Genomic DNA, 26,792 nt, shown 5'->3' with positions numbered 1-26,792 from the left:
TCGTTATCCAGGGATGTAGCTGCTCTTTACTCCCACTTGGAGAAGTGGAAGTATTAGAGCAGGTAGTCATCGGATAAAATATTTAATATGGATGAATTATTTTTACTTAGAAAAATAAGTATGTACACAGTGTGTATAAATTAACAATTTCAAATTCTGCATTATGTAGGGTGAATTTCAAAAAAATATGTGCTATTCTATATTTAATAAGCGATTTGTAAGCAGCTATTTAATGCTAAAAGAAATAATTATTATAAGTTAAATTGTAAATGTTTTAATTAAATTGTTTATTAGAAAATTATGAAAATGGTATAAAAATAAAAGGAGGTTAAAATATGTTAATTATAGGAGAATTAATAAATACAAGCAGAAAGCTTATACGTGAAGCTGTAGAAAGAAAAGATGGAAACTATATACAGGAAATTGCAAAAAAACAAGAAGAAGCAGGGGCAACTTATATAGATGTAAACTGTGGAACATTTATGCAAACTGAAGTGGAAACCATGGAATGGCTGGTTGAAAATATTCTTCAGGCAACAGACCTTCCATTATGTATAGATAGCCCTAACCCTCTAGCTCTAAAAGCTGGACTTAAGAAAGTAAAAAATGGAAAACCAATGATCAATTCCATAACAGGAGAGGATGAAAGGTGGAATACAATACTTCCACTGGTAAAAGAATTTAATTCCAAAATAATAGCTCTTTGTATTGATAACACAGGAATGCCAAAGACACAGGAAGATAGGATTAGAATAGCAGATTCCATTATAACAAAACTTACTGGAGAAGGAATAGCTCTTGATGATATATATATAGATCCACTTATAAAACCAATAAGTGCAGGACAAAATAATGGAATAGAAGTACTGGCTGCAATACAAAAAATAATGAAAAGTTATCCGGGAGTACATACTACCTGCGGATTAAGTAATATATCATATAGCTTGCCAGCAAGAAAAGTATTGAATAGATTATTTATGGTTCAAACTATGGCTCGTGGAATGGACTCATATATTATGGATCCAACAAACAAAGAAATGAGGGGTGCTTTACTTGCATCACAAACATTGCTTGGGCAAGACAGGTTCTCAAGAAAGTTCATTAAAGCATTCCGTGAAGGATTATATGAGTAACATGAGAACTGTTGTGGTGGCATGCAGGACTATTAAAGAGGAATTAGAAAGGGTAATTAATGAAATTCATTGTGATTATCCTATATTATGGATAGAATCAGGGCTGCACCTTAATACAGGAGAATTAAGAGAGTGTATACAAAAAAAATTAGATAGTATATCAAATGTAGATCAGGTGCTTTTAGCTTTTGGTTACTGCGGGAATGCTGTCATAGGCTTAAAATCATTAGATTATAAAGTTATTTTTCCACGAGTAGATGATTGTATTACTTTATTACTTGGCTCTAGTGAAAGACGAAAAAATATTTCAAAAGAAAAGGAAACTTATTTTTTAACTAAAGGATGGTTGAATTCTGAAAGAAACATATGGGCTGAATACAAGGATACAATAAAAAGATTTGGAAAAGCTAAAGCAGATAAGGTATATAAAATAATGCTAGGGAATTATGAAAGACTTGGAGTTATTGAAACAGAAACTGGTGAATCAGAAGACTTTATAAAAATAACTCACCAGATTGCAGCAGATTTAAAATTAAAACAGGAAGTAATTCCTGGAACAATTAGCTATATTAAAAAGCTTTTAACTGGTCCTTGGAATGATGAATTTGTAATAATTAACCCTTATGAAACGGTCTCAATGGAACATATATATGGTAGATCTGAAGTTCAAAAAAATAATTTGAACTCTAGTTCCAATGAAAAGGATGGTGTGATTAAATGAATTTAATTATTTTTGGAGGATTTCTTGGCTCTGGTAAAACAAGTTTAATATTATCACTAGCACATTTTTTAGTTGAAAAGCAAAGCCTCAATAAGCAAAATCTTGTAATAATTGAAAATGAAGTTGGAGAAACGGGTATTGATGACAAAGTGCTTAAAAGTAAAGGATTAAGTGTAAAAGAATTATTTTCTGGGTGTATTTGTTGTCAGCTTTCAGCCGACCTCATAATTACTTTAAATGATCTTCGTGAAAAAGTTGATCCCGAATGGGTAATTATTGAAACTACGGGCCTGGCTTATCCTAGCAAAATCTTAGGTACACTTAATAAATATGGTAAGGGAATAGAAAGCATACGGATTGTAAGTGTAGTTGATGCAGAACGATTTGAAGAACTTACTGAAATAGCACCGGTACTTATAAAATCACAGATATCAGATGGAAGTACAATACTTGTAAATAAGATAGATCTAGTTACAGAGGAGCAATTAAAAAATATAGAACATTCTGTAAAAGAAGTTAATTCAAAGGCTAGTTTATATAGGGTATCTGCAAATAAAGATATAAATGATAGTATATGGAAAGAGGTGGCTAAAAGCAATGAATAATCATGAACATGACCATTCCCATTGTGAGGAACATCACCACCATCATCACTGTGATGAAAATGAAGAAGATTTATATGGGGAATTAAATGAGGTACCAGCTGTTTTTTCATATACAGAGTCTTTTGAACTTAAAAAAGAGGCTAAAGGAGATAAGTTACAGGAATCTTTTGTACATTGGATTGAAAATTTAAGAAAGTGGTCCATAGAAAATAAGCATTTTATAGGTCATATTAAAATCTTTGTAAAGGATGAAAAGGATTTTAATTTATGGGTTGCGACTACAGGCAAAAAAATTAATGTTAAAACCTTTTCTGAGAATAATGATTATGATATAAAAAATATTACTGTAAATATGACAGCCATTGTTTTTGGAACTGATGAGGAAACTTTAAAATCTGTAGTGTTAAAAAAATTGGATGAAGAGCTTTTGTGCTACATGAATTAAATATATTTTAATATTTTCTAATTTAGGAGGAACTAATATATGAAAATTAATTCTGACGAGTTGGTTAAAGATGCACTTGAATTAGATGCAAGTTATGCAGCAGTTATAGATACATCAAAAATTAAATTCCATGAAGATTACAGAAAAGCCTGTGAGAAAAATGTTTGTGGTAATTATGACACCAATTGGATGGGTCCACCAGCTATTGGCCCTATATCGGAATTAATAGAAAAAGTTAGACAGTATAGAAAAGGACTTTTAATACAGACAGTTCATAAGTTGTCTAATTCTTTTGACTGGAGAGGTATGGCTGCCTCTAAAGATGTTCATGAAAAAATATTTAGAAATATTGTTAACAGCATAAAAGACAAATATGAGTTTAAAAACATTCTAGCTTTAAATGCAGGGTGCTGCACAGTGTGTAAAAGATGCACCTATCTTGATGGAGAAAAGTGCAGATATCCAGATAAAGCCCTTTCATCTGTTGAGGCTTATGGAATTGATGTTATGGCACTTGAAAAAGGCGCAGGAATTCCATATTACAATGGATTAAATACACTTTCTTATGTAGGACTTATACTTTTTAATGAATGATTTATTTAGAAGTTAGAAAAAGTTTCAAAGTATTTATTTTAATAAATAATGAAGTGCTTGATAGATATTATATTCAATTTAAATTAAAGGGAGGATATGAAAATGAATAAAAAATTAGTTGACGCAATGGCAGATTTGGATGAAGATGTTGTTTTGGCAGAGGTAAAAGCACAAAAGGAAAATGGAACACCAGTATTAGATATAATAGCAGATTTACAGGAAGGAATGGGAATTGTAGGTAATAGATTTGAAAAAAAGGAATATTTTTTATCTGAACTTATTATGTCTGCAGAAGTGTTTAATGAAGCATCAGAGATCATTGGAGGATTAGGAGAAGCTTCAGGATCAAGTAACGGCATATTTGTAATGGGAACTATTTATGATGATATACATGATATAGGAAAAAACATTGTAACTACTGTAATGAAAAGCAATGGCTTTGACGTAAAAGACCTTGGAGTTGATGTACCTACAGAAAAATATATTGAAGCTATAAAACAGTACAAGCCTAAGGTAATAGGAATCTCATGCCTTTTGACTACTTGCTTTGATAACGTAAAACAATGTATAAAGGAAATAGAAGATGCAGGACTTAGAAAAGATTTAAAAATTCTAGTTGGAGGTGGCCCTGTAGACGAGGCAGCAGGAAAATACATGGGTGCAGATTTAGTCTGCAAAGATGCACAGCAGACAGTAGATTTCTGTAAAAAAATTATGGAGGTAAAGTAAGTTGAAAATGTAAAAGCAATGAATTCTGCAGCTACAGGCAGGTAGAAAGAAAAAAATTCACCAGTTTAATTAAACTGATGAATTTTTTCCTTTCTATTTATAATCTTGAAATTGCATCCCATGAGCAAATTCTCTGTTAAAATCCTTTTGTGCTCCTAATTCAACGTAAGTTACTTTACTGGCTATAGTATTAGAATGCTTATATTCTTCATTTGATAGTAGGGCAAGCATAGAACCAGTACCAGCAGCATTTCCTACTAATTGTATCTTATTTTCGAGCTCTGGTGGAATTAAACCTATTGTGCAGGCACTATGGGGGTTCATATAGTTTCCAAAAGCACCGGCTAAAATCACTTCTTTTATATCATTTGTAGTTATATTACACTTTTTTATAAGTATGTTTATACCTGCGGATATAGCTCCTTTTGCTAGCTGAAGTGAAGTTATATCATTTTGAGTAAGCATAATAGCACGTCCATGTGCTGTCTCTGATGGAGGAACTATTAAGAAGGCATTTGCGCCTTCATAGGTTACTACATTATCTTTAAATGGAATTGCATTTGGATTTATAAAGTCGGCAGGTGATAAGAGCTTTCCTCTTTTATTTATTATTCCAAGTCTTACAAGTCCCGCTACAATATCAAGTAGAGCAGATCCGCAAATACCTTCAGGCTTTTCATTTCCTATAACAGTGTAGTTTAGAGATTTTCCAAAGCTTACATGATCTATAGCGCCTTTTGCACCTCTCATACCGCTGCTTATTTGAGCACCCTCAAAAGCAGGACCTGCTGCAGCAGAACAGGATACAAGTTTCTTTGAAGATCCAAGGACTATTTCACCATTAGTACCTATGTCGATAGCTAATTTTACATCTTCACTTTTATCCATTTCTGAGGCTAAAATTACAGCTACAGTATCTGCTCCTACAAATCCAGCGATATTTGGAAGTACAAATACCTTACCTGATGGATTAATGTGAAGGTCAAGATCTGATGATTTTACTTCGAGAGTTTCGCTTATTACAGGAACATAGGGTATATATGCAATATATTTTGGAGTAAGACCTAGAAGTAGATGGTGCATGCAGGTATTTCCCACAATGGTAATTGCATATATGTTCTCCTTTAACATGTTTGCTTTATTTACACTATCTTCAATTAATTTATTTAATACATTTAAGAGAGTGGATTGCATTAATTTAACACCATCTTCATTTTGGTTGGCAAAAGTTGTACGTGTAATTACATCTGCACCGAACTTTATTTGCGGGTTCATTGCTGAAGAAACAGCAAGTTTCTTTCCAGTATGTAGATCCATTAGATAAGCTACAATAGTAGTGGTACCAATATCAAAAGCTACACCAAGCATAGTCTTTTCAGTATTTCCAGTTTCTATACCAATAATCTCATTGCCGTGAATAACTGCAGTTATATGGTGGTTTGCTTCACGAAGTTTCACGGGAAGTTCCTTTAAAACAGAAATATTTATTTTAATATTTTTATAATTTGGCTTTTTCAGCATTAATTTTTCTTTTAAACGTTTTAAATCAGATTTTTGCTTATCTAAAGAAGGCAAGTCTACTTCTACGTAAACTTTTTCAATAAGAGGTTTAATAGTAAAAGTTTTTCTGTGGATGATTGGAGTATATTATAAACTTCATTTTTCTTTTCATTTAGTTGAACGGTTATATCACTATATACCTTAGTTTCACAAGCAAGGTGTATACCTTCACTAAGTTCTTTTCCTTCTAAAAATTTAAGTTCCTTTTCTGTAGCGTTTAAGTTTTTATCTAATATTTTAATTCTACATTTGCCACAGGTGCCCATTCCACCACAGGGAAAATCGAAATCTAATCCTTCAGCTGTGATAGCTTCTTTAAGGGTAGTTCCCTCACAGACAGATATTCTGCGGTTTTCAGGTTTAAAAGTAACTATGTAATTGTTCATTTAAGATACCCCCAATGATATGAAATTTATATTGATAAATATAAACAACCTATTTAAATTCATCAATATATTCAAGTATAATAAAACTTAAATTGAGATGAAATGTAAGTTTTACATCATTTAAATTAACACCCATAATTTCTTGAATTTTTTCTATACGATGGACTAAAGTACTCCTGCAAATATTTAAGGTTTTTGATGTTTTTAACTGATTTTTCTCATTTGACAAATAAAAACGAAGGCACTTTAAATACTTGGTACTATGGGATTTATCATATCTCATTAAGTTAAATATTGAATCATGACAAAAATTTTTTAAATCACTTTTTGACGAACATGTTTCTAATAGGTGGAATATTGCTAAATCTTCGTAGAAAAAAAGAAACTTATTTATTTTCAGTCCCATACCAAGTGTAATAGCTTTTAAAGATTGCTCATAGTATTTTCTGGTATTAGCTAGATCATGAAAACATCTACTTAAACCACCATGTATATTATTTTTTTTAAAGAAGTCTATGACTTTACTAAAACTATGCTCAATATCTGATATTTTATTTTTTTGACTTATTAGTATGACAACAGAATTTTCATATATGACAGATTTACTTCCTACTAGCATATATTCAATAGAATCTCTTACCCTGTGAAGAGGGATGTTTACAAAATTATTTTGAGGCACATTTACTACAAGTATATAGAGATTAGGTTTGAAATGTAAATCTAAAAATTTCGACCTTTCTTCAATAACTCGTTTGTCCGTTTCTTTTCCATTGAGTAAATCCATGATAAAATTTTCATATTTCAATCCTTTTATGTTTTGTAGGGAACTGTTTTTTTGCATTTCAGAAGCAGCTACTTTACATAAAAGAAAGATAAATTCTATGTCATTTCTAGAAAATGGTTTTTGACATTCCAATGCAGTTACATATCCAACTACTTTATCGTTAATTTTAATATTTGATATTATACGTGGAATTCTAAATTTATCTTTTCCTATAAAAATAGGAGAACTGCTTTTGTGTACTACATCAATAAAATTTCGAACATTTGACTTAGGTACAAAGTTGTAGGAACAGTAGCCTTTAGTTAAAAGCTCAATCCATACAGGATCCTCTACTTTAATATCTTTAGAAGATGCAATGAGCTTAAAGCTAAGATCTAGGATACATATAGGGTTTTTAAGAATCTCACATCCCGTATTTACTATATATTCAAGTCCTTTTCCACTTATTAAAGCATCTAATAGTTTTGTTGAAGCTATACTAAATTCCTGATAATTTATTAAGATGCTTTGTATTTCATTGAAAGTTTTAAATATATCCATAGTAGTATTTAAAACTATTAAATTTATTATGGAATTTTTATCCGGTTTATATTGAAGATCGTCAATTTTAATACAAAGTATATTTACAGCGCCTTTTTGTGATGGAATTTTTTTAAAATTAAAGGTTTCGCATACATACAAATGGTCTGGCTCAAATAAAGTTTGATTTTTTTCAAGGAGTTTAACATATTTAATTGTTATTCCTTCTGTTTGTGAAATATATAACCTAGGATTATAATTTTTTATTTTGTCTAGGAAAGTACCCAGATTCATTCCCATATTAAACACCTCTCAGTATCATAATAACCTATTATTTGACATAATAAAAGAGTTAATTTATTATTAGAAAAGCATATTACACATATTGTCTACTTTTACGTTAAAATTTCTTCATATTGTATGATGCTTTATGGATGTATTTATGATAGTTTATATACATAAGTATAAATTATGAGGGGGATATTTTTTATGAGCAAAGTACTTATAGATGCAATGGCAGAACTTGATGAAGATTTAGTCATTGAAGAAGTAAATGCTCTTATAAAAGCAAATGTACCTGTAATGGATATTGTAGGTTATTTGCAAAAGGGTATTGAAATTGTAGGAAAAAGATTTCAAGAAAAAAGATACTTTATGTCTGAACTTATTATATCAGGAGAAATATTTAAAGAAGTTTCACAAATACTTAAAGATTTAATGCCATCTGGCACAGCTAAATATGGGGTATTTGTTATGGGAACTATTTATGGAGATATACATGATGTAGGTAAAAACATAGTATGTACTGCCATGAGCAGTAATGATTTTAAAGTAATTGATCTAGGAACAGATGTATCAACTGAGAAATTTATTAAGGCAATTAAAGAATATCATCCTAAGGTTGTAGCCATTTCATGTCTTTTAACAAATTGCTTTGAAAATTTAAAGGAATGTATACAATCTATAAGAAATACAGAGTTTGGAAAAGAGGTTAAGATATTAATTGGAGGGGGAGTATTGGATGAACAGGTTTGTGAATATGTAAAGGCAGACTTTTTCCCTAGAACAATTCAGGAAACAGTACAATACTGTAAAGAAATATATGGGATGAAATCTATAAAATAGTTGAAAATTTTGTGCTATAATAAAATTTAGCAGAGAGGAAGTGAGATGCATTTAATGTTTAAAAAAAATGATACGGATTTAAGCTCAAATATAGAGGAAGCTGCAAATTATATAAGTTCTAGAGTAAAGTTAAAACCAGAGATAGCACTTATACTTGGATCGGGTCTTGGACATATTGCAGATGAAATTGAAGACAAAAAAATATATCCTTATAGTGAAATACCAAACTTCCCTATTTCTACAGTGGAAGGTCATAAGAGCTGTCTTGTTATAGGAAAGCTTCAAGGTAAGGTAGTAGCTGCCATGCAGGGTAGATTTCATTATTATGAAGGATATTCAATGAAAGAAGTGACTTTTCCTGTTAGAGTTATGAAAATGTTGGGAATTCAAAATCTAATAGTAACTAATGCTGCAGGAGGAATAAATAAAAGTTATAAAAGTGGAGATCTGATGCTTATAAGGGATCACCTAAATCTATCAGGACAAAATCCTTTAATAGGACAGAACTTGGAGAAATTTGGACCTAGATTTCCAGATATGTCTGAGGCATATGATAGTCATCTTAGAGAAATGGTAAAAAAGGTGGCAGGTGAATTGCACATATCAATTCAAGAAGGAGTATATGCTTACATGAGTGGGCCAAGCTATGAAACGCCAGCTGAAATAAAGATGTTAAGTGTATTAGGAGGAGATGCAGTGGGAATGTCCACAGTTCCTGAGGTGATTGTGGCAAATCACAGTGATATGAGAACTATTGGAATATCCTGCATAACTAATATGGCAGCAGGAATATTGAAACAAGCCCTAAATCATGAAGAAGTTATAAAAAATTCCCTCTATGCCAGTGAAAAGTTTACAAAACTAATTAAAGCAATAATAGAAAATATATAGATTAGGAAAACTAAAGATCATATTTATTATTACAATTGAAAAATATTGAGAAAATGAGATGAATAACCATATTTTGTGGTTGCACAAGACTGAATGCTTATATATAATAGTAAATAGGTAAACTTTAATTTGTGGAGGTGTATACTATTAATAAAAAAAATAACTTAAATGAAGAAATTAGGGCAGACAAGATTAGATTGGTAGGAGAAAAAGAAAGTGAGATTGTAAATACTAAAGATGCTTTAAATATGGCAAGAGAGCAGGGTATGGATTTAGTAGCAGTTTCGCCGCAGGCTAAACCACCTGTATGTAAGATAATGAATTATAGTAAATTTCTTTATGAGCAATCTAAAAAAGCAAAACAAGCTAAAAAGAATCAAAAAATTGTAGAGTTAAAGGAAGTTAGATTAAGTGCTACTATTGAGGAAAATGATATAGAAATCAAGGCAAACAATGCGAGAAAATTTTTGACCAAAGGAAATAAAGTAAAGGTTTCTATAAGGTTTAGGGGGAGACAAAATAATTATACAAGTTTAGGTAGGAAAGTTTTCGACACATTTTTAAGTAAATTAGATGAAAGCTCAGTAGTGGAAAGAGCACCTAAATTGGAAGGGAATAATATGTTTATGATTTTAGCCCCCAAGAAATAGAGTACTTAGTAAAAATAGAACAATAGTATCAGAATTTTAGTAAAAATTCTGATACTATTTTTTTATCCGATCGCTACCATTGCTAACACCCCCATCTTCTACCAAAGTGGGGGATAAGCACTGCTACGCGCCTGGATAACGATTTTTCCTAAAGGATAACGCCTTCTAACTGCTGAAGCACTAAGAAGCCTGTTAATAAGCATCAGGTGGAGTCAAAACTCAACCTGATGCCAAGAACTCTGTTTATATATCATTGTTTTTGTAGTTTTTTGATTTTATATATAAAACTTTGATAAACTTTTTAACATTTATATGTATAGGTTGACTAAGGGGAGTATTATTTTTTAGTTCCAGCATTTTTTTTCTCACTTCTGTAAAATCGAAAAATTCAGCAGCATATTCTTCAAATTTTGGGTTGGAATAGTCTGTAAGCCCAAGAGAGGATATATAATTTAGTGACTGAAGTACGGCCCTTCTAACTCTTTGTTCTGATGCTTTTACCTCTTTTTTTATATCAATTGAAGAAGAACTTTGTCCAAGTTTCTTTTCAGAGGTTTTAGTGAATATTTCTTTTAAAGATGGGAAATCCTTTTCAATAGTTTTTTCGTTCTCACGGGTATATAAATATTCTACAATGGATAGTAGATCTTTACTGCCGCTTTCAGCAATTATACCTAATTGATTTAATATAAATTCACTGTATTCTAAAATACCTTTATTTGATTTTGAACTGTTTTTATCATCCCGTGTATCCATTTTTAAAAAGTTTAAGGTATCTTGAATATAATTTATGGATTTTTCAATTTTTATTTGTTCAATTACTTTTTTTATAACGCCAATTACCTCAAGCCTATTTATTGGCTTTGTAATATAGTATTGTACGCCTAAAGAATAAGCCTTTCCTATCATTTCTTTGTTTTCTACTTGGGATAGCATTATTGATTTACCTTTGAAAGAAGGGTCAAGTTCACTTATAGTTTGAAGACCATCTTTAACTGGCATTAAAAGATCGATTATAAGTATGTCTATTTTTTTAGTACATAGAAAGCTGCTTGATATGGGGACGCCATTTGATGCCTCACCAACAACTTCTCCTAAATTGTAATCTTCAATTATTTCAGATAACATTGAACGAATAGCTTCATCATCGTCTACAATAAAAAATCTCATGTTTGTATCATCCTTCCTTTATCAGACTTTTAATTGGAAGCTCAATAGTAAAAGTAGTTTCACCTGAACTATATGTGCTTTCCAGCATGATTCTTCCTTTCAAATTTGTAACTGTTTGTTTTACATAAGAAAGACCTATTCCTGTTGATGGTTTTCCTAGCTTATTATATTTTGTTGTATAGCCGGGCTTAAAAATGAGATCCTTTTTCTTTTCAGGTATTCCTACGCCATTATCAGAGACTTGAAATTTAATTAAGTCTTCTATTTTGCTTATATAGATTTTTACAGTACCTGTATTTTCTATGGACTCTACAGAATTTGATACTAAGTTATTTATAAGTGACAGTACAGTATAAATATGAAGATCAGGGATGCCGCTAGATGTTATATTTATTGAAAAATCAATGTTTTTTCCAAGAGCAATAGAATATTTTTTATTTGTATCTACTATTATATTGCCGATTTCTTCAAGATTCATATAGTCCTTAGAATTTTCGGATAAAATCATTTTAGAAAGTCCAGAATATATTCTTTGGTTGTCCTTTTTAATTTCATGCACTTGACCTGCAATTTTTAATAAGCTTTGTGACAATTCATCTCTATTCAATTTTGAATAATTGGTTTTGAAAGATTCATATAAAGTGTAACAGTCTCTTGTAATATTTTCTGCAAAGGTTAGGGATTTTTTTAATTGTACAGATTCTGCATATAAGTTTGAAATAAGCAGCAGCATATATCTATTTTGCTCTTTTTGCTGGTTAGCGGCTGTTCTCATTTCATTTAATTTTATTATGTTGAAAAACCCGAGTACAAAAAAAGATCGTATAATTGCTACTATGGAAACCAACCCAAAGGCATAAACTGAAATAGAATTTCTAAGTACTAAAAACCTCACTACAAGTTCACAAGTTGAGGAAAGTATGTCTATACAGGCAGCTAAAGCACCCATCAAAAGAGGATTATTGTGTAAGTTATTTATTTTTGTTAAATAAAATAAACACGAAAAAACTAAATAGTAAAAAAATGCAGGAGAATTTATCAAAAAAGCTTGATGAAATTCAAATCCACTTTGAAGTACGCAGTCGAGAACAACTCTAAATATAACAGTAAATATACCAGCTACAATTCCATATAGAGGTATGGGAAGCTTTTTAACCCAAAATAGGAAGAATAAAAATAATACAGGACTGAAGCTAACACGAAAAGTACTATTTAATGGGAAAAATTTAAATTCTCCAACTATTGGTATTGAAACTATTATTAATATTAAAATAAATAAATCTTCTTTTAAGGCAGATACAGTATTTCTCAAGTAAACACACCTCATTTTAATTATATAAAAATAAGACCCCATATATTATAAATTAAATAAATAAGATTGACAAACTTCTACAAAAATATTATTAATTATATATTTTAATTAGTTTGAAATTTAAATTAGTATATGCAAATATATTCTTTATTTATAAAATTGATAAAATTTTTTTATATATTTCAGTATAATAATATAGTTTTTTGTATGTCAAGTTGTAATATTGAGGTGTTGGAAATATGTACATACATTAATCGTTTACAAAGCAAACGATATAATTATTTAAAAGATGGGAAGGGGATTAGAATGGAAAAGAAAAAAAGAAAACTTAAAGGTGGACTAGCCACTCAAATTTTAATTGGTCTTATACTTGGAGTTATAGTTGGTGCTATTTTTTATGGTAATCCAAATTTACCTAAATATCTTCAACCTTTTGGAACTATCTTTTTAAGGCTGATTAAAATGATAGTTATACCTATTGTAGTATCATGTCTTATAGTAGGTGTTGCAGGAGTAGGTGATATGAAGAAAGTAGGAGCTCTTGCATTAAAGACTATAATATATTTTGAAATAATGACTACTATAGCATTAATTGTTGGACTTTTATTTTCAAACATATTCCATCCGGGTACAGGTGTAAATATGAGCAGCTTGACTAAGACAAACATCGCTAGTTACGTTGATACTGCAAAAAAGGCTACTAATAAGGGATTTGTAGATACTATAATAAATATTTTCCCTACAAATATTATGGATTCTTTAAGTAAAGGAGATATGCTTCCAATTATATTCTTCTCTGTTATGTTTGGACTCGGAGTTGCATCTATTGGAGAAAAAGGAAAACCTATATTGAACTTTTTCCAGGGTGTAGCAGATACAATGTTCTGGGTAACTAATCAGATTATGAAAACTGCACCTATAGGTGTATTTGCATTAATTGGCTGCACTGTATGCAATTTTGGCCTTAAATCTCTCATTCCATTAGGAAAGCTAATGATATTAGTTTATGCGGGTATGATTTTCTTTATACTTGTATTTATGGGAATAGCAGCAAAGTTGGTTGGAAATAGCATATTTAGAATAATAAGAATATTAAAAGATGAGCTTTTGCTTGCTTTTAGTACAGCTAGTTCAGAAACAGTACTTCCAAGGTTGATGACAAAAATGGAGAAGTACGGATGCCCAAGTGCTACTGTATCTTTTGTAGTTCCTACAGGTTATACTTTTAACCTTGATGGTTCCACGCTTTATGAATCTATGGCAGCTATATTTATAGCACAGTTATATGGTATACATCTTTCCATTGGAGCTCAAATAAGCTTAGTAATAGTACTTATGATAACTTCAAAGGGAATAGCAGGTGTCCCAGGAGCCTCTTTTGTAGTATTGTTAGCTACACTTGGAACTTGTGGTATTCCAATAGAAGGTCTTGCTTTTATAGCTGGAATTGATCGTCTTTTAGATATGGGAAGAACAGTAGTAAATGTTGTTGGAAATTCTTTAGCTAGTATATTTGTTGCTAACTGGGAACATGTATATGACAAGGAAAAGGGTGAAAAGTATTACCAATCCATTATAGATCATAAAGATCATGAAGATAAATTAAAAAGTGTAGAGGCGTAGTTGTCATATATAGTCTTTGCAAAAAGTGCTTTCACGAAACCGTGAAAGCACTTTTTACATAATGGTGCCTGGCACCGAGTGGGACAAAAATATTCCCATTAGGTGCCAGGCACCTAAAGTTCTTCATCATTTAAATGATAAGGATAAGTTGATACTACAATATTTTTATTCCTCAGTAAATTTTCTCTAAGCAAAAATCCTGTATGATTATGAAGAAAATTTCCCCACCACTTATGTGTTATAAATTGTGGCAATATTATAGTTACTTTCTCATTCTCAGAAGCTGCATTTGATATGATCTCTATATACTTGAGCAATGGAGTTATTATTTGTCTATAAGGAGAATACTTAGTTACTAGTAATATATCTGTATTTAACTCAGCCCATTTAGTTTTTAGTTTTTCTATAGAAGTTTTATCAATGGATACATTTAAAGCTATTACATCTGGTGTTATGCTCCTAGCATATTGTAAAGCGTTTAACGTTGCTTTATTTAAACTTGCAATAGGAATTATACAAATATGTGTAAATTTTTTACCTAACTCTATATTTGATATATCTTCTTTTGATGCCCTCAGCTGTTCTGCCACTTTATTATAATGTCTCTTTATAGATGCCATAATAATAACCAGTATAGGAATTAAAGCAATAACTATCCATGCACCAGCTAATGCTTTTTCATATATAATTATAAGTGTTGTAATTATAGTTACTATGGCACCTATACCATTAATTAAAGCACGCTTTTTCCATCCAGTTTCAGTACTACTCTTCCAATGCAGCACCATTCCCGTTTGTGCTAAAGTAAAGGACAAGAAAACACCTACTGAATACAGAGGAATTAGGCTGTGAACATCTGCTTTAAATATAAGTACTAATACCCCTGCAATAAGGGATAATACTTCAATACCTATGGAGAAACTTAGCCTCTTACCTTTCATAGTAAATTGTCTTGGTGCAAATCCATCTCTAGCAACAACGTACATTAGCATGGGAAACCCTGTAAAAGCTGTATTACATGCCATTATTAATATTATGGATGTAGTAATCTGTATAAAATAGTACATAAAGTTTCTGCCAAATACACCAAATGCTATTTGAGATAGAACTGTAACATTTTTTGTTGGTATAGCATGGTAAAATCTAGCAAGTAGTGAAGTACCACCAAAGATAAACAATATTAAACTTGATAATAATATCATAACTATTTTGGCATTTTTTTGACTAGGCTTTTTAAAGTTAGGGACTGCATTACTTACTGCTTCTAATCCCGTTAATGCTGAACATCCAGAAGAAAAAGCTCTAAGAATTAAAAATATACTTAATGCTCCCGTTGCCTTAATAGGAGTATTTATCATAGGTGCAGTTGCACCATATATAGAGTATTTTATAAAACCATATATAATCATAGTTATCATACCCAATATAAATAAATAAGTAGGTATACTAAATATTTTAGATGATTCACTAACACCTCTTAGATTTAAGATAGTAAGTATGATAATTAATCCCACTACTAGTGAAATCTTATGAATTTCTAAAGCAGGAAAAGCTGAGATTATTGCTGCAACTCCAGCACTAGCACTTACTGCAACCGTCAATATATAATCTATTAATAATGCAGATGCAGCAACTAATCCTGGTCTTATACCTAAATTTTCTTTGGCAACTATATAAGCACCTCCACCTTGTGGGTATGCCCTGATAATTTGAACATATGATATGGTGAGAATAAACAATAAGCCTATAATCATTAATGAAACCCATCCAAGCCAGTTATAGGCGGCTAAACCTAATACGCCTATTAATACGACTAAAATTTCTTCTGCTGCATATGCAACTGATGAAATAGCATCACTAGCCATAATTGCTAATCCGAACAAAATGTTATATTTTTCATGTGACGTTTGTTCATTTGGCAGTGGTTTACCAATTAAAACATCTACAAATTTTTCTAACATAATACTGCCTCCAAAATATATAAAAGATACATATCTATAATATGTGTATATTAATCTAACTTAATAACTCTAATTTAAGTTATTTTGAGTAACTTTATGTAGATATATACCTTTTTATAAAAATTAGTTAATGATATAAATATGTGATATATTATATTTTAATGGAAATATTATATGGAGAGGAGATAAGATAACTTGAAAGATAAATATGTAGTTGGAGTTGATTTAGGTGGTACCAAAATTTGTGCTGCTGTTGTAAATTTCATGGGACAAGTAATATATAAGGTTACTCTGCCAACGGAAGCGGAAAAAGGGGAAAACTTCATATTAAATAGGATGATAGAGATTATTGAAAAGGTAATTGAGGAGTGTAAAGTTGACAGAAAAAAAATAGTAGGCGTGGGAATCGGATCTCCAGGTCCGCTTGATATAGACAAAGGTGAGATAATATGTACCCCAAATTTGCCTTTTAGAAATTTTAATATTGTAAAACCCATAAAGGATAATTTTAAGATCCCTGTATATTTGGATAATGATGCAAATGCAGCGGCACTAGGAGAATATATGTTTGGTGCAGGCAAGGGAAGTAAAAACATGGTGTTTATAACAGTTTCTACAGGAATAGGGGGAGGAGCTGTATTAAATGGTAGGATATACAGAGGTAATACTAAAAATGCACTGGAAGTAGGACATATGACTTTAGAAAAAGAAGGTCCTCTATGTAACTGCGGAAATTATGGATGTGCAGAGGTACTTGCATCTGGTACTGCTATAGCACGAGAAGGAAAAAGAGCAGTAAAAATAGGAGAGTGTACTTCTCTTTCTAAATATAAGGATATAACTTCAAAAGAAGTGTTTAAAGAGGCAGAACTTGGAGATGAGGTGTCTAAAAATATATTGGATAAAGCTTTAAATTATCTTGGAATATGTGTTGCAAATGTAGTCACTTGCTTTGATCCGGAAGTAGTTGTGATAGGGGGAGGAGTCTCCAAAGGTGGAAGTATAGTTTTAAGTAAAGTAAAACAGGTTGTGAAAAAAAGATGTTTTGAATCTATAAGTGAAAATACTAAGATACTTTCTGCCCTTTTAGGAGAAGATTCTGGAGCTGTCGGAGCTGCAGCTCTTGCTATTATGGAGGGTTGTTATGAAAATTAGATGTAGCAATTGCACAGAGTGATAATCAGAAAATTTAAAAAGAAAACCTCACGTAATAAGTTATAAAATTTTAAGACACTTATGTGAGGTTTTTAATTAACGTAAAAATTATTATGTTTATTTAAAATTAAAGTAAACTATTATCTCCAATTTTACTTTCACTATTTGAAATATAATTTTTGATTTTTCCGCCAGTTTTTTTTATGGTTTCTTTCAACTTTTCATTATCCATAGAATTAGAATTTACAATTACTTTATAAGATGTGTTTTCAAGGTCTCTAAAACTACCGAAACCACTTATCATAGGACTTGTGGATGGAAGAGTTTTTCCGGATGAAGTATAGGAAACTCCTGAGGAATTTATTACATTTGAAAAATTTATACCAAAATCTGAATTAGAGCTTAAGGGGTCTATATAATTGTCATTTAAATCCACAGCGGTATGGCTAAATCCTTCATTTTTAAGTTTCTTTACAGCCTCATTGGCGTTTTTAATGCCTTTATAGTAAATTTCAATTCGCATTTTGACAATCTCCCTTCTTTTAACATAACATCAATAATTATAGTTTCCCATTTATTTTGAATAATATTCTATAATTGATTTTTAAGTATCCAATATATGAAAATTTACATATTTATATATTGAGGTGGTTTTATGATAGCAAATGCTGTATTTGAAGGTGGAGGTATGAAGGGAATAGGACTTATAGGAGCAGTATGTTGTTTTGAAAAAATGGGATATAAGTGGAACAAGTTTGCAGGAACTTCTGCTGGAGCGGTAATAGCTTCACTTTTAGCAGTAGGGTATAGTGGAGAAGAATTGAAAAATATAGCTATGAATCTAGACAAAGATGTATTCTTTAAAAAAAAATGGATAAGAGAACTTTCCTTAATTAAAAAGTCTTTTACACTTTTTAAAGATAAGGGAATATATTCTTCAGATGCTGTAAAAAAATATATTGGAGAACTCATATCTAAAAAGGGAAAAAGAACTTTTGGAGATATAAGTGTAAATGGAAAGTCACCTCTTAAAATAGTAGCATCAGATATAACTAAAAAGAGAATGATAATATTACCAGATGATTTAAAAGAATACGGTATAGATCCTATGAAGTTTGAAATAGCGGAAGCAGTTAGAATGAGTATAAGTATTCCACTTTATTTTAAACCGGTGAAATTTTATTATAAAGGTGAATGCAGCTATATAGTTGATGGGGGCATACTCAGTAATTTTCCAATATGGATATTTGATACAGAGGAAGTCCCGGAGTTTCCTACAATAGGATTTAAGTTAGCGGAAGAGGATATAAACTATGGAGAATCAAAAAAGATGGATTTCATCTCTTACTTATTTGATATATTTGGGACTATGATAGATAAAAATGAAGAGGTGTATGTGAAGGATAAATATGCAGTTAGAACTGTATTTATTCCAACATTAGGAGTTAGAAGCACAGAATTTAATATATCCAGAAAAATGAGGATGAAACTTTTTCAATCAGGATATAGTAGTGCAGAAAGGTTTTTACATCTTTGGGATTTTCACAATTATATAAGGGATTATGTAAAATAGGACATGTGAGATTATTGAATTATATTAAAATTGTGATAATATTTATTTATAACACAATTTTAACAGTTTATGCCTAGTAAGGGGAGATATACTATGAATTTTTACGTTTATAATACAATGAGTAGAAAAAAGGAAAAATTTGTTCCTGTAAATGAAGGGAAAGTTGGAATTTATACCTGTGGTCCTACAGTTTATAATTATGCTCATATAGGAAATTTAAGAACATATATTTTTGAAGATATATTAAAGAAAGCTTTTGAATATGGTCATTATAAAGTTAAGCATGTTATGAATATAACTGATGTAGGACATTTACAATCTGATGCAGATACAGGTGAAGACAAGATGCAAATAGGGGCTGAACGTGAAAATAAAACTGTATGGGAGATTGCTAAATTTTATGAGAATGCTTTTTTTGAGGATTGCCATAAACTTAATATAAGAAAACCTGATATAGTTTGTAAGGCCACAGATCATATTCAAGATATGATAGATATAATTAAGATACTGGAGGAAAAGGGATATACCTACACATCAAAGGGGAATGTGTATTATGAAATTGATAAATTTAAAGATTATAATAAACTAGCCAATTTAAGTATGGAAGAATTAGAAGCAGGAGCTAGAATAGATGTGGATGAGAATAAGAAAAATCCACTAGACTTTGTACTTTGGTTTACAAATTCTAAATTTAAAGATCAAATAATGCAGTGGAATTCTCCTTGGGGAAAAGGCTTTCCTGGTTGGCATATAGAATGTTCTGCTATGTCAATAAAATATTTAGGAGATAAAATAGACATACACTGTGGTGGAGTAGACCATATTCCAGTACATCATACAAATGAAATAGCTGAATCAGAAGCGGTGCTTGGGCACAAATGGGTGAATTATTGGATGCATGGAGAATTTTTAGTATTATCTGATGGCAAAATGTCTAAATCAAAAGGTGATTTTTTAACTCTTTCTAAAATTGAAAAGGAAGGCTTCTCACCTATGGATTATAGATACTTTTGTCTTCAATCTAGGTATAGGAAACAGCTTATGTTTAGTTTTGATGCATTAAAGCAAGCACAGCTAGCTTACAAAAAATTAAAGGAGAAAGTTGCAGATATAGTTTCAAATGTAAAAGAAAATGAAAGGTCAGATGAGGATCTTGTTAATAAGTATAAAGATAAGTTTCAGGAAAAGATAAGTGATGATTTGAATATACCAAATGCATTTACCGTCTTATTTGAAGTTATAAAGGATAATGAATTGACAAATAAGGAAAAAAGCTTACTTATAGAAAGTTTTGATACTGTTTTTTCACTGGATCTTTTAAAACCCAACGATCATAATTTAGAAAAGTTGGATTCAGAAGATATTAAAAGACTCATATGTGAGAGAAATGATGCAAGAAACCATAAGGATTGGCATAAGGCAGATGTTATTAGGGATGAACTTAAATCCATGGGAATAGATATAATAGACTCAAAAGAAGGGACTAAGTTGAAGGTTAGAAACAGTTAGATTAAGGTGAAAAATTAATAGGAAAATGTGATAATAAACTTTTTCAGAAAGTATAAATATATATACAATAGATAGAGGTATGTTTATGAAAAAGTTTGTTAGTATATATAAACTTAGAAAAAGAATCATTTTGTCTGTATTGGCATTTTCCTATGTAACTGTATTACTTTTATTTGGGCTTATCTATTGGAGCATTGCAAATAATTCTAGGGGAGATTTTTTTGTATTTCAAAGAGATGTAAATATGACTACAAAAATAGATGCATTTAAAAAAAATCTAAACATTAAAATTAAAAGCAGAGAATTGAAAAGCACTGTAGAAGATTTAATAAATTCTGATGAATACAAAAGACCTTTTGCAAATTTAGAAATTGTAGATGATTCAGGTTCTTCTATAAAGGTATTTTCCTTTGATAAGCCTTTAGGAAAATTATGGGCCAACTATTATAGTACATTGTTAAAAGATAAGGGCGTAACCCATATAAGTGTAGAAGATATGGGAGAAGATAGGGTTAATAGTAAATTTAGCAGTTGCAAATTAAAAATATGCTTTTATACAGTAAATGAAAATGAAATCTATAAAAGCTTTAAGTGCTATAAAAAAAGTCAAGCAAATCAGTTAAGCAAAGTGGATACTAAATATATGTGGGTAAATGACTATACCATGCTTAAAAGTAAATTTTTTAAAGAAGAATACTATTATTATCCACTAAGCTTTTATTTTTCAAAGCTTGTTGAAAATTCCATATCATTTTTGGATAATAGTCCTCTAGTACTTAAATCAGTAGTTTGTGGAAATTTCAAATATCCAATAGAGAATTTTATATATTTTAGTGCTGTAACTATAACCACATTGGGATATGGTGATATTTTGCCTAATTCTATTATAGTGCGTTTTATGGTAATTATGGAAACCATACTAGGGATAATAATAGTAGGCACATTTACTTCCTGTTTATTTTGGAATAGAAATTAAAATAAAATTTGTTGTGATATAATTTATCTAGAATTAAACCTATATGTATGAGGAGATGTGTAATATGATGAATACAGTAAAAATTATAAGGTCGGATGAATATAAGACAAGCAGATGGTCGGGAGGGACTACTACGGAACTTTTAATATATCCTTATGAAGCAAAATATGCTGATAGAAATTTTAAATGGAGATTAAGCTCTGCTAAGGTTATAGATGAAGAATCTGTATTCACTCATTTACCTGGAATTGCTAGAATCATAATGAGCATAGATGGAAAGTTAACTCTCCATCATGAGGGACACTATGAAAAAGATTTAAAGCCTTTTGAACAGGATAGTTTTATGGGTGATTGGAATACTAAAAGTTTTGGAAAGGTAACAGATTTTAACTTAATGATGGCTCCTGGCTGCCAGGGGAAAATAGAGACATACACTTTTGAAGGTAAAAAAATATATGAAGAAAAACTTAATCCAGGCGAATATATTAATAGAGAAAAAAATATAAAACAAATTACATATGTATTTTATATTTTGGGTGAAAAAGTGGAAGCTTATATTAGCGGTATGAAGGTGTATCTTAACAATAAAGATACATTAGCTGTAACCACTTTGGTTAATGGTGATCCTTTTAATATTAAATTTTGCAATAGAGGTGAAGAAGACCTTAAAGTTATAAAGACAGAAATAGCGTATTAATTATATGTAGTAAATAAAAAAAGACCTTTAAAAATATTATTGTTTTTGGGGTCTTTTTTTATTTAAAAAATTTAAATATAAGTGTACATAAATTATATGTAATAATTCTATTTAAACAGGGTAAAACTATATTAGAAAAGTTGGTTAGCAATTTTATAAGAAATGTGAGGGAGGGCTTAATAAATTGACTGTAGGATCTCAAGTAAAACAGACACTGGCTGTTCTTAAAGGCGCTGAAAGTACTTTGAGGGTATATTCTCTTCAAGAGCAGGATAAAAAAGTAAAGAATGTGTACAAAGAGGCACTGGATGCTGTAGATGGTATTACAAAGAATCTAAATGATAGATTAAAATATTTAGAATATGAAGAGCCTCAATATAAACAGAACTGATTTGGGGGAATAATATATGAAAATTTGGATTACAATTTTGTTAAAATCTACGGTACTATTTTTTGTTACCTTGTTTTTTATAACAATAATGGGAAAAAAGTATCCCAGAAGGATAACCCCCTTTAATTTTATAAACTATAGTGTAATAGCGGTTTTAATAGCACTAACGTGTATAAATGTTATATATAACTGGGTAATTGGTATTCTGGCCATAGCTGTATGGATGTTACTTCCATTAATTTTAGAATATGCTTCTATGAAAAGTAAGTTTATAAGCAATTTACTAAAGGGTAAAGGAGTCGTAGTTGTAAAAGAAGGAAAAGTAATGGAAGAAAATTTAAGTAAAATTGGATGCAGCGGCGAAGACTTATTAAGGGAACTTCGCTCAAAAAATGTATTTAATTTAGCAGATGTGGAATTTGCCATGATGGAGTCTACAGGAGATATAAATATACTCATGAAATCAGATAAAAGGCCACTTACTCCAAATGATCTTCAGATAGAAGTATGTCAAGAAGGAGCACCGCAGACTGTAATATTGGACGGAAATATAATAAATGAATCCTTGAGCAATTTAGGACTAAATCAAGGATGGCTTGATGTACAGTTAGAATCTAAAGGTGTATCTTTGGATAATGTATTTATAGGTCAGGTTAATTCAAAAGGCGAGCTCTACATAGATTTATTTGATGATTTAATTCAAACTCCCCAATCAAATGTTAGAAAAATTCTCTATGCCAATCTGGAAAAGGCTCAGGCAGATCTGATGGCATTTGCACTTGAAACTGAGGATAAAAAGATAAAAGATATGTATAAAAAGGATTCTGATATTTTAAAGAATGTATTAGTAAAGTTAAAACCCTATTTATTGAAATAGAAGGTGATATAATGTCTAATAAAAAAATAAAAAGTTGACTCCCGTACAACAGGAGTATCAAAATTTAGCTAAAACAAAAGAGATAAAAAGAAATGTTCTTAAAAATAGTTTGAAAGCTTTTTTGGTTGGCGGGAGTATTTGTGCTTTTGGTCAGTTACTTCAAATTATATTTATAAAGTATTTTAAATTTACAGAGGACAATGCTGGTAATCCGACATCTGCAGTTTTAATAATAATTGCTGTATTACTTACAGGGTTTGGAGTGTTTGATCACATTGCACAATGGGCTGGTGCAGGAACATCTATTCCTGTTACTGGTTTTGCAAATTCTATTGCATCTGCTGCCATAGAACATAGAAGCGAAGGATTCGTTCTTGGTGTAGGAGGAAATATGTTTAAAATTGCAGGTCCTGTAATAACTTTTGGAGTTTTTTCTGCTTTTGTAGTTGCTACTATAAAAGTAATTATTAAATGGTTAGGTGGGATGTAAATGATTCAAGGTCATCAATCATGGGTATTTGAATCTAAACCGACTATACTTGGATGTGGTGCAGTAGGAGGACCGTTTGAAGCAAAAGGTGCTTTAGCTAAAGATTTTGATCTGCTTCATGAAGATATATGGGTTGGACAGGATAGTTTCGAAAAATCTGAAAAAAAATTATTGGAGGAAGCTTGTCAGATTGCTATAAAAAATGCAAAAGTGAAAAAGGAAAGTATAAATTTTTTCATAAGCGGAGATCTTATAAATCAGATAGTTATCAGTAGTTTTGCTGCTAGAACTTTAAACATACCGTATTTAGGTATATTTGGAGCTTGCTCAACCTCTATGGAAGGGTTAGCTATATCGTCTTTGCTTGTAGATAATGGTGCAGCAGAATACGTTCTTTGTGGAACATCCAGTCATAATGCTGCTGCAGAAAAACAGTTTAGATATCCTACAGAGTATGGCGGGCAGAAGCCGCCTACAGCTCAATGGACGGTAACAGGAGCAGGAGCTGCAGTAGTTGGGAAAGGTACTGGACCTAAAGTTACATCAGCTACTATAGGTAAAGTAGTAGACATGGGAATTTCTGATCCATTTAATATGGGTGCTGCTATGGCACCAGCGGCAGTAGATACAATAGAAGCTCATTTTAGAGATCTAAACAGAGATCCTTCTTATTATGACATAATAGCTACAGGAGATTTGGGGAAAATAGGTCATGATATAGCAGAAGAAATTTTAAAAAAGGATGGATTTAAGTTTCAAGAAGGAGTATTTAAAGACTGCGGAAAGCTAATATATAACAAAGATCAACCTGTATTTTCAGGTGGCAGCGGATGTGCATGTTCTGCTACAGTAACTTATGGACATTTTTTTAAAGAAATGAAGAAAAAAAGTTAAATAAAATATTGATAGTGGCAACAGGAGCACTTATGTCACCTATGTCATATCAGCAAAAAGAGAGTATACCATCTGTAGCTCATGCAGTATCTATAGAAGCATAGAAGAGAGGTGCATTCATATGGAAAAGTTTCTTTGGGCATTTTTAGTAGGTGGAGGAATATGTGTAATAGGTCAGATAATGATGGACGTATTTAAACTCACACCGGCACATACAACAACTACTCTTGTAGTAGTTGGAGCTGTTCTTGGAGGATTTGGATTATATGATCCTTTAGTAAAATTTGCTGGTGCTGGTGCTTCTATACCAATAAGTAGTTTTGGAAATTCATTAGTTAAAGGAGCTATGATGGAAGCAGATGAATATGGAATAATAGGTGTGCTAACAGGAATTTTTGAGATTACCAGTGCTGGTATTTCTGCTGCTGTTATTTTTGGATTTATAGGGGCTTTAATATTTAAACCTAAAGGGTAATTTAAAGGAGGTGATAATAAATGACAGTTGGAACTCAAATGCAGCAAGCAATAGCAGGAATTCAAAGTGCAGCTGCAACTATGAAGACATTTGAACTGGAGACAGAGGACAAAAGTGCTAAAAAAGATTTTCACCAAATAGCAACAAATCTGGATGACGCTCTTCAAATACTTCAAGGAAGACAAAAGTTCATACAGCAAGAGGAACCACAATATAAACAATGTTAATAATAAAAATATAATTAAGAAAAGACTTAAAGGTCATAATTATCAATTAATATGATAATTATGACCTTTATTTAAACAAGAATGTAATGAAATATGTTATGTTAAAATAATAAATATTATGTAAATTAAAAATAAAGTAAACCAAAAATAATGATAAACAACAGTTGTAAATAAAAACAAAACTACTTAAAATAAAAAGTATAAACTAGCAATAAATAAAATGGAGATTTATTATGACTTTAAATAATGAAAAGACTGCTCTAATTACAGGAGCTTCAAGTGGAATAGGACTTGAACTTGCAAAACTATTTTCTAAGGATGGGTATAATTTAGTACTTGTAGCTAGAAGTGAAAGCAAATTAGCAGAAATAGCAGAAAATTTAATAAAAAAATATAATATTAATGTACATATAATAAAAGAAGATCTTTCAAAAAGAGAATCTGTAAAAGATCTATTTCTGAAAGTACAGCAACTAGGAATAAGAGTAACTACTCTTGTTAATAATGCAGGTGCAGGTTACTGCGGCCTTTTTCATGAAATTGATATAGACAAAGATGAAAAAATTATAGGTTTAAACATTGAAGCTATTACCTATTTAACGAAGTTATTTTCAAAAGAGATGATAAAATTAAAGAAGGGGAGTATATTAAATGTGGCATCTACAGGTTCTTATGAGCCAGGACCTTATATTGCAGTATATTATGCATCTAAAGCATATGTGCTATCCTTTTCTCAAGCCCTTGAAAATGAGCTAAAACCATATGGCATAAAAGTATGTACTCTGTGCCCAGGAGCTACTAAAACGGGATTTTCTAAAAATGCAGGTAAAAAAGATATAAAAACTGCTATGAGTGCTGAAAAAACTGCTGAGATAGCTTATAGAGGATTTATGAAAAATAAATCTGTTATAATACCAGGATCTTTTAATAAAATAGCTGTTTTATTTTCTAAGCTACTGCCAGGCAAGATTTCTGCGGTTGTTGTTAGAAAAATACAGGAAAATGTAACTAAAAATTTTTAAAATAAATACTTTAAAGTTAAAAAATAGGTAGTATAATAGTAATATAATGGGAATACATAATACTATGAAATGGGGGATTATTTTTATGAAAGTTATAATAGATAGGTTTGAGGGACCTTATGCCGTTTGTGAAAAGGAAGATAAAACTATGATGGATATAAAACGAATAAATTTACCCATTGAGGCAAAAGAGGGATATGTACTTGATGTAAATGGAGATGAAATAACTATAGATCTAGAAGAAACTCAAAATAGGAAAAAACATATGGAATATATAACTAAAGATATGTGGAATTAA

General features: G+C 30.8%; 27 protein-coding genes and 2 pseudogenes. 23 read left to right on the top strand and 6 right to left on the bottom strand.

Annotated elements, in window-relative coordinates; translation table 11 throughout:
* The first annotated feature begins 335 nt into the window (after positions 1–335).
* From WY13_RS19275 to WY13_RS19250, 6 genes are all read left to right on the top strand, one after another.
* Positions 336–1,133 carry a methyltetrahydrofolate cobalamin methyltransferase gene (locus WY13_RS19275; protein ID WP_063557180.1) on the top strand — a complete coding sequence of 266 codons (798 nt, stop codon included), beginning with the start codon at positions 336–338 and terminating at the stop codon, positions 1,131–1,133.
* The gene (locus WY13_RS19270) at positions 1,126–1,854 is read left to right on the top strand and encodes a DUF1638 domain-containing protein (protein ID WP_347459596.1); all 729 of its coding nucleotides are present in this window, start codon (positions 1,126–1,128) and stop codon (positions 1,852–1,854) included. Before WY13_RS19275 ends, WY13_RS19270 begins: the two co-directional genes overlap by 8 nt.
* Positions 1,851–2,459, top strand: a complete 609-nt coding sequence (locus tag WY13_RS19265; RefSeq protein ID WP_063557179.1) for a GTP-binding protein — start codon at positions 1,851–1,853, stop codon at positions 2,457–2,459. The genes WY13_RS19270 and WY13_RS19265 overlap by 4 nt, the downstream gene beginning before the upstream one ends.
* Positions 2,452–2,904: a hypothetical protein gene (locus WY13_RS19260; RefSeq protein WP_063557178.1), complete on the top strand. Its 453-nt coding sequence runs from the start codon at positions 2,452–2,454 to the stop codon at positions 2,902–2,904. The genes WY13_RS19265 and WY13_RS19260 overlap by 8 nt, the downstream gene beginning before the upstream one ends.
* Positions 2,905–2,943: 39 nt before the next feature.
* On the top strand, positions 2,944–3,498 hold the full coding sequence (locus tag WY13_RS19255; protein ID WP_063557177.1) for a DUF2284 domain-containing protein: 555 nt from the start codon (positions 2,944–2,946) through the stop codon (positions 3,496–3,498).
* Positions 3,499–3,600: 102 nt separating this feature from the next.
* Complete coding sequence (locus WY13_RS19250; RefSeq protein WP_063557176.1) at positions 3,601–4,227, top strand: cobalamin B12-binding domain-containing protein; 627 nt, start codon at positions 3,601–3,603, stop codon at positions 4,225–4,227.
* 93 nt (positions 4,228–4,320) lie between these two features.
* Here WY13_RS19250 and WY13_RS19245 read toward each other — a convergent pair.
* Positions 4,321–6,173, bottom strand: a pseudogene (locus tag WY13_RS19245) (ASKHA domain-containing protein).
* Between the two features lie 49 nt (positions 6,174–6,222).
* Complete coding sequence (locus WY13_RS19240) at positions 6,223–7,776, bottom strand: PucR family transcriptional regulator (RefSeq protein WP_063557175.1); 1,554 nt, start codon at positions 7,774–7,776, stop codon at positions 6,223–6,225.
* Between the two features lie 189 nt (positions 7,777–7,965).
* Here WY13_RS19240 and WY13_RS19235 point away from each other — a divergent pair, with 189 nt between their 5' ends.
* From WY13_RS19235 to infC, 3 genes are all read left to right on the top strand, one after another.
* Complete coding sequence (locus WY13_RS19235; RefSeq protein WP_063557174.1) at positions 7,966–8,601, top strand: cobalamin B12-binding domain-containing protein; 636 nt, start codon at positions 7,966–7,968, stop codon at positions 8,599–8,601.
* Positions 8,602–8,646: 45 nt separating this feature from the next.
* The gene (locus WY13_RS19230) at positions 8,647–9,492 is read left to right on the top strand and encodes a purine-nucleoside phosphorylase (RefSeq protein WP_082848575.1); all 846 of its coding nucleotides are present in this window, start codon (positions 8,647–8,649) and stop codon (positions 9,490–9,492) included.
* A 131-nt stretch (positions 9,493–9,623) separates the two neighbouring features.
* Complete coding sequence (gene infC / locus WY13_RS19225; RefSeq protein ID WP_063557173.1) at positions 9,624–10,142, top strand: translation initiation factor IF-3; 519 nt, start codon at positions 9,624–9,626, stop codon at positions 10,140–10,142.
* A gap of 243 nt (positions 10,143–10,385) precedes the next feature.
* On the opposite strand, the gene WY13_RS19220 is transcribed toward infC, so the two are convergent.
* Both WY13_RS19220 and WY13_RS19215 read right to left on the bottom strand, forming a co-directional pair.
* Positions 10,386–11,312 (bottom strand): response regulator, encoded by a 927-nt coding sequence (locus WY13_RS19220; RefSeq protein ID WP_063557172.1) that lies wholly within the window; start codon positions 11,310–11,312, stop codon positions 10,386–10,388.
* A gap of 7 nt (positions 11,313–11,319) precedes the next feature.
* On the bottom strand, positions 11,320–12,624 hold the full coding sequence (locus WY13_RS19215; RefSeq protein ID WP_192845063.1) for a sensor histidine kinase: 1,305 nt from the start codon (positions 12,622–12,624) through the stop codon (positions 11,320–11,322).
* Between the two features lie 306 nt (positions 12,625–12,930).
* On the opposite strand from WY13_RS19215, the gene WY13_RS19210 reads away from it, so the two are divergent.
* The gene (locus tag WY13_RS19210; protein ID WP_063557170.1) at positions 12,931–14,247 is read left to right on the top strand and encodes a cation:dicarboxylate symporter family transporter; all 1,317 of its coding nucleotides are present in this window, start codon (positions 12,931–12,933) and stop codon (positions 14,245–14,247) included.
* 113 nt (positions 14,248–14,360) lie between these two features.
* On the opposite strand, the gene WY13_RS19205 is transcribed toward WY13_RS19210, so the two are convergent.
* Entirely contained in the window at positions 14,361–16,208 is a 1,848-nt protein-coding gene (locus WY13_RS19205; RefSeq protein WP_063557169.1) for an APC family permease, read from the bottom strand.
* A gap of 195 nt (positions 16,209–16,403) precedes the next feature.
* On the opposite strand from WY13_RS19205, the gene WY13_RS19200 reads away from it, so the two are divergent.
* Positions 16,404–17,363, top strand: coding sequence for an ROK family protein (locus tag WY13_RS19200; RefSeq protein WP_063557168.1), 960 nt, complete (start codon positions 16,404–16,406; stop codon positions 17,361–17,363).
* Positions 17,364–17,490: 127 nt separating this feature from the next.
* Here the strand turns inward: WY13_RS19200 and WY13_RS19195 are convergent, their stop codons facing one another.
* Positions 17,491–17,886, bottom strand: a complete 396-nt coding sequence (locus tag WY13_RS19195) for a hypothetical protein (RefSeq protein WP_063557167.1) — start codon at positions 17,884–17,886, stop codon at positions 17,491–17,493.
* 132 nt (positions 17,887–18,018) lie between these two features.
* Here WY13_RS19195 and WY13_RS19190 point away from each other — a divergent pair, with 132 nt between their 5' ends.
* The 12 genes and pseudogenes from WY13_RS19190 to WY13_RS19135 all read left to right on the top strand — a co-directional run bounded on the left by WY13_RS19190 (position 18,019) and on the right by WY13_RS19135 (position 26,792).
* Positions 18,019–18,936, top strand: coding sequence for a patatin-like phospholipase family protein (locus tag WY13_RS19190; RefSeq protein ID WP_063557166.1), 918 nt, complete (start codon positions 18,019–18,021; stop codon positions 18,934–18,936).
* A 93-nt stretch (positions 18,937–19,029) separates the two neighbouring features.
* On the top strand, positions 19,030–20,445 hold the full coding sequence (gene cysS / locus WY13_RS19185) for a cysteine--tRNA ligase (protein WP_063557165.1): 1,416 nt from the start codon (positions 19,030–19,032) through the stop codon (positions 20,443–20,445).
* An 85-nt stretch (positions 20,446–20,530) separates the two neighbouring features.
* On the top strand, positions 20,531–21,421 hold the full coding sequence (locus WY13_RS19180; protein WP_063557164.1) for a potassium channel family protein: 891 nt from the start codon (positions 20,531–20,533) through the stop codon (positions 21,419–21,421).
* Positions 21,422–21,485: 64 nt separating this feature from the next.
* Positions 21,486–22,118, top strand: a complete 633-nt coding sequence (locus tag WY13_RS19175; RefSeq protein WP_242866552.1) for a HutD/Ves family protein — start codon at positions 21,486–21,488, stop codon at positions 22,116–22,118.
* A 184-nt stretch (positions 22,119–22,302) separates the two neighbouring features.
* Entirely contained in the window at positions 22,303–22,509 is a 207-nt protein-coding gene (locus WY13_RS19170; protein ID WP_013238741.1) for a DUF1657 domain-containing protein, read from the top strand.
* Between the two features lie 16 nt (positions 22,510–22,525).
* Positions 22,526–23,386: a DUF421 domain-containing protein gene (locus tag WY13_RS19165; protein ID WP_063557163.1), complete on the top strand. Its 861-nt coding sequence runs from the start codon at positions 22,526–22,528 to the stop codon at positions 23,384–23,386.
* 34 nt (positions 23,387–23,420) lie between these two features.
* Positions 23,421–23,876 carry a stage V sporulation protein AC gene (gene spoVAC / locus WY13_RS19160; protein ID WP_063557162.1) on the top strand — a complete coding sequence of 152 codons (456 nt, stop codon included), beginning with the start codon at positions 23,421–23,423 and terminating at the stop codon, positions 23,874–23,876.
* Positions 23,877–24,874 (top strand): annotated as a pseudogene (spoVAD, locus tag WY13_RS19155) (stage V sporulation protein AD).
* 17 nt (positions 24,875–24,891) lie between these two features.
* Positions 24,892–25,245 carry a stage V sporulation protein AE gene (gene spoVAE / locus WY13_RS19150; RefSeq protein WP_063557161.1) on the top strand — a complete coding sequence of 118 codons (354 nt, stop codon included), beginning with the start codon at positions 24,892–24,894 and terminating at the stop codon, positions 25,243–25,245.
* 20 nt (positions 25,246–25,265) lie between these two features.
* Complete coding sequence (locus tag WY13_RS19145; protein ID WP_063557160.1) at positions 25,266–25,472, top strand: DUF1657 domain-containing protein; 207 nt, start codon at positions 25,266–25,268, stop codon at positions 25,470–25,472.
* 233 nt (positions 25,473–25,705) lie between these two features.
* The gene (locus WY13_RS19140) at positions 25,706–26,494 is read left to right on the top strand and encodes an SDR family NAD(P)-dependent oxidoreductase (RefSeq protein ID WP_063557159.1); all 789 of its coding nucleotides are present in this window, start codon (positions 25,706–25,708) and stop codon (positions 26,492–26,494) included.
* Between the two features lie 85 nt (positions 26,495–26,579).
* On the top strand, positions 26,580–26,792 hold the full coding sequence (locus WY13_RS19135; protein ID WP_063557158.1) for a DUF3006 domain-containing protein: 213 nt from the start codon (positions 26,580–26,582) through the stop codon (positions 26,790–26,792).

It is taken from the genome of Clostridium ljungdahlii (genome assembly GCF_001636845.1).
GTDB lineage: Bacteria > Bacillota > Clostridia > Clostridiales > Clostridiaceae > Clostridium_B > Clostridium_B ljungdahlii_A.
Note: the sequence above shows the minus strand (reverse complement) of the source record. Positions and strands in the feature narration are given on the sequence as shown.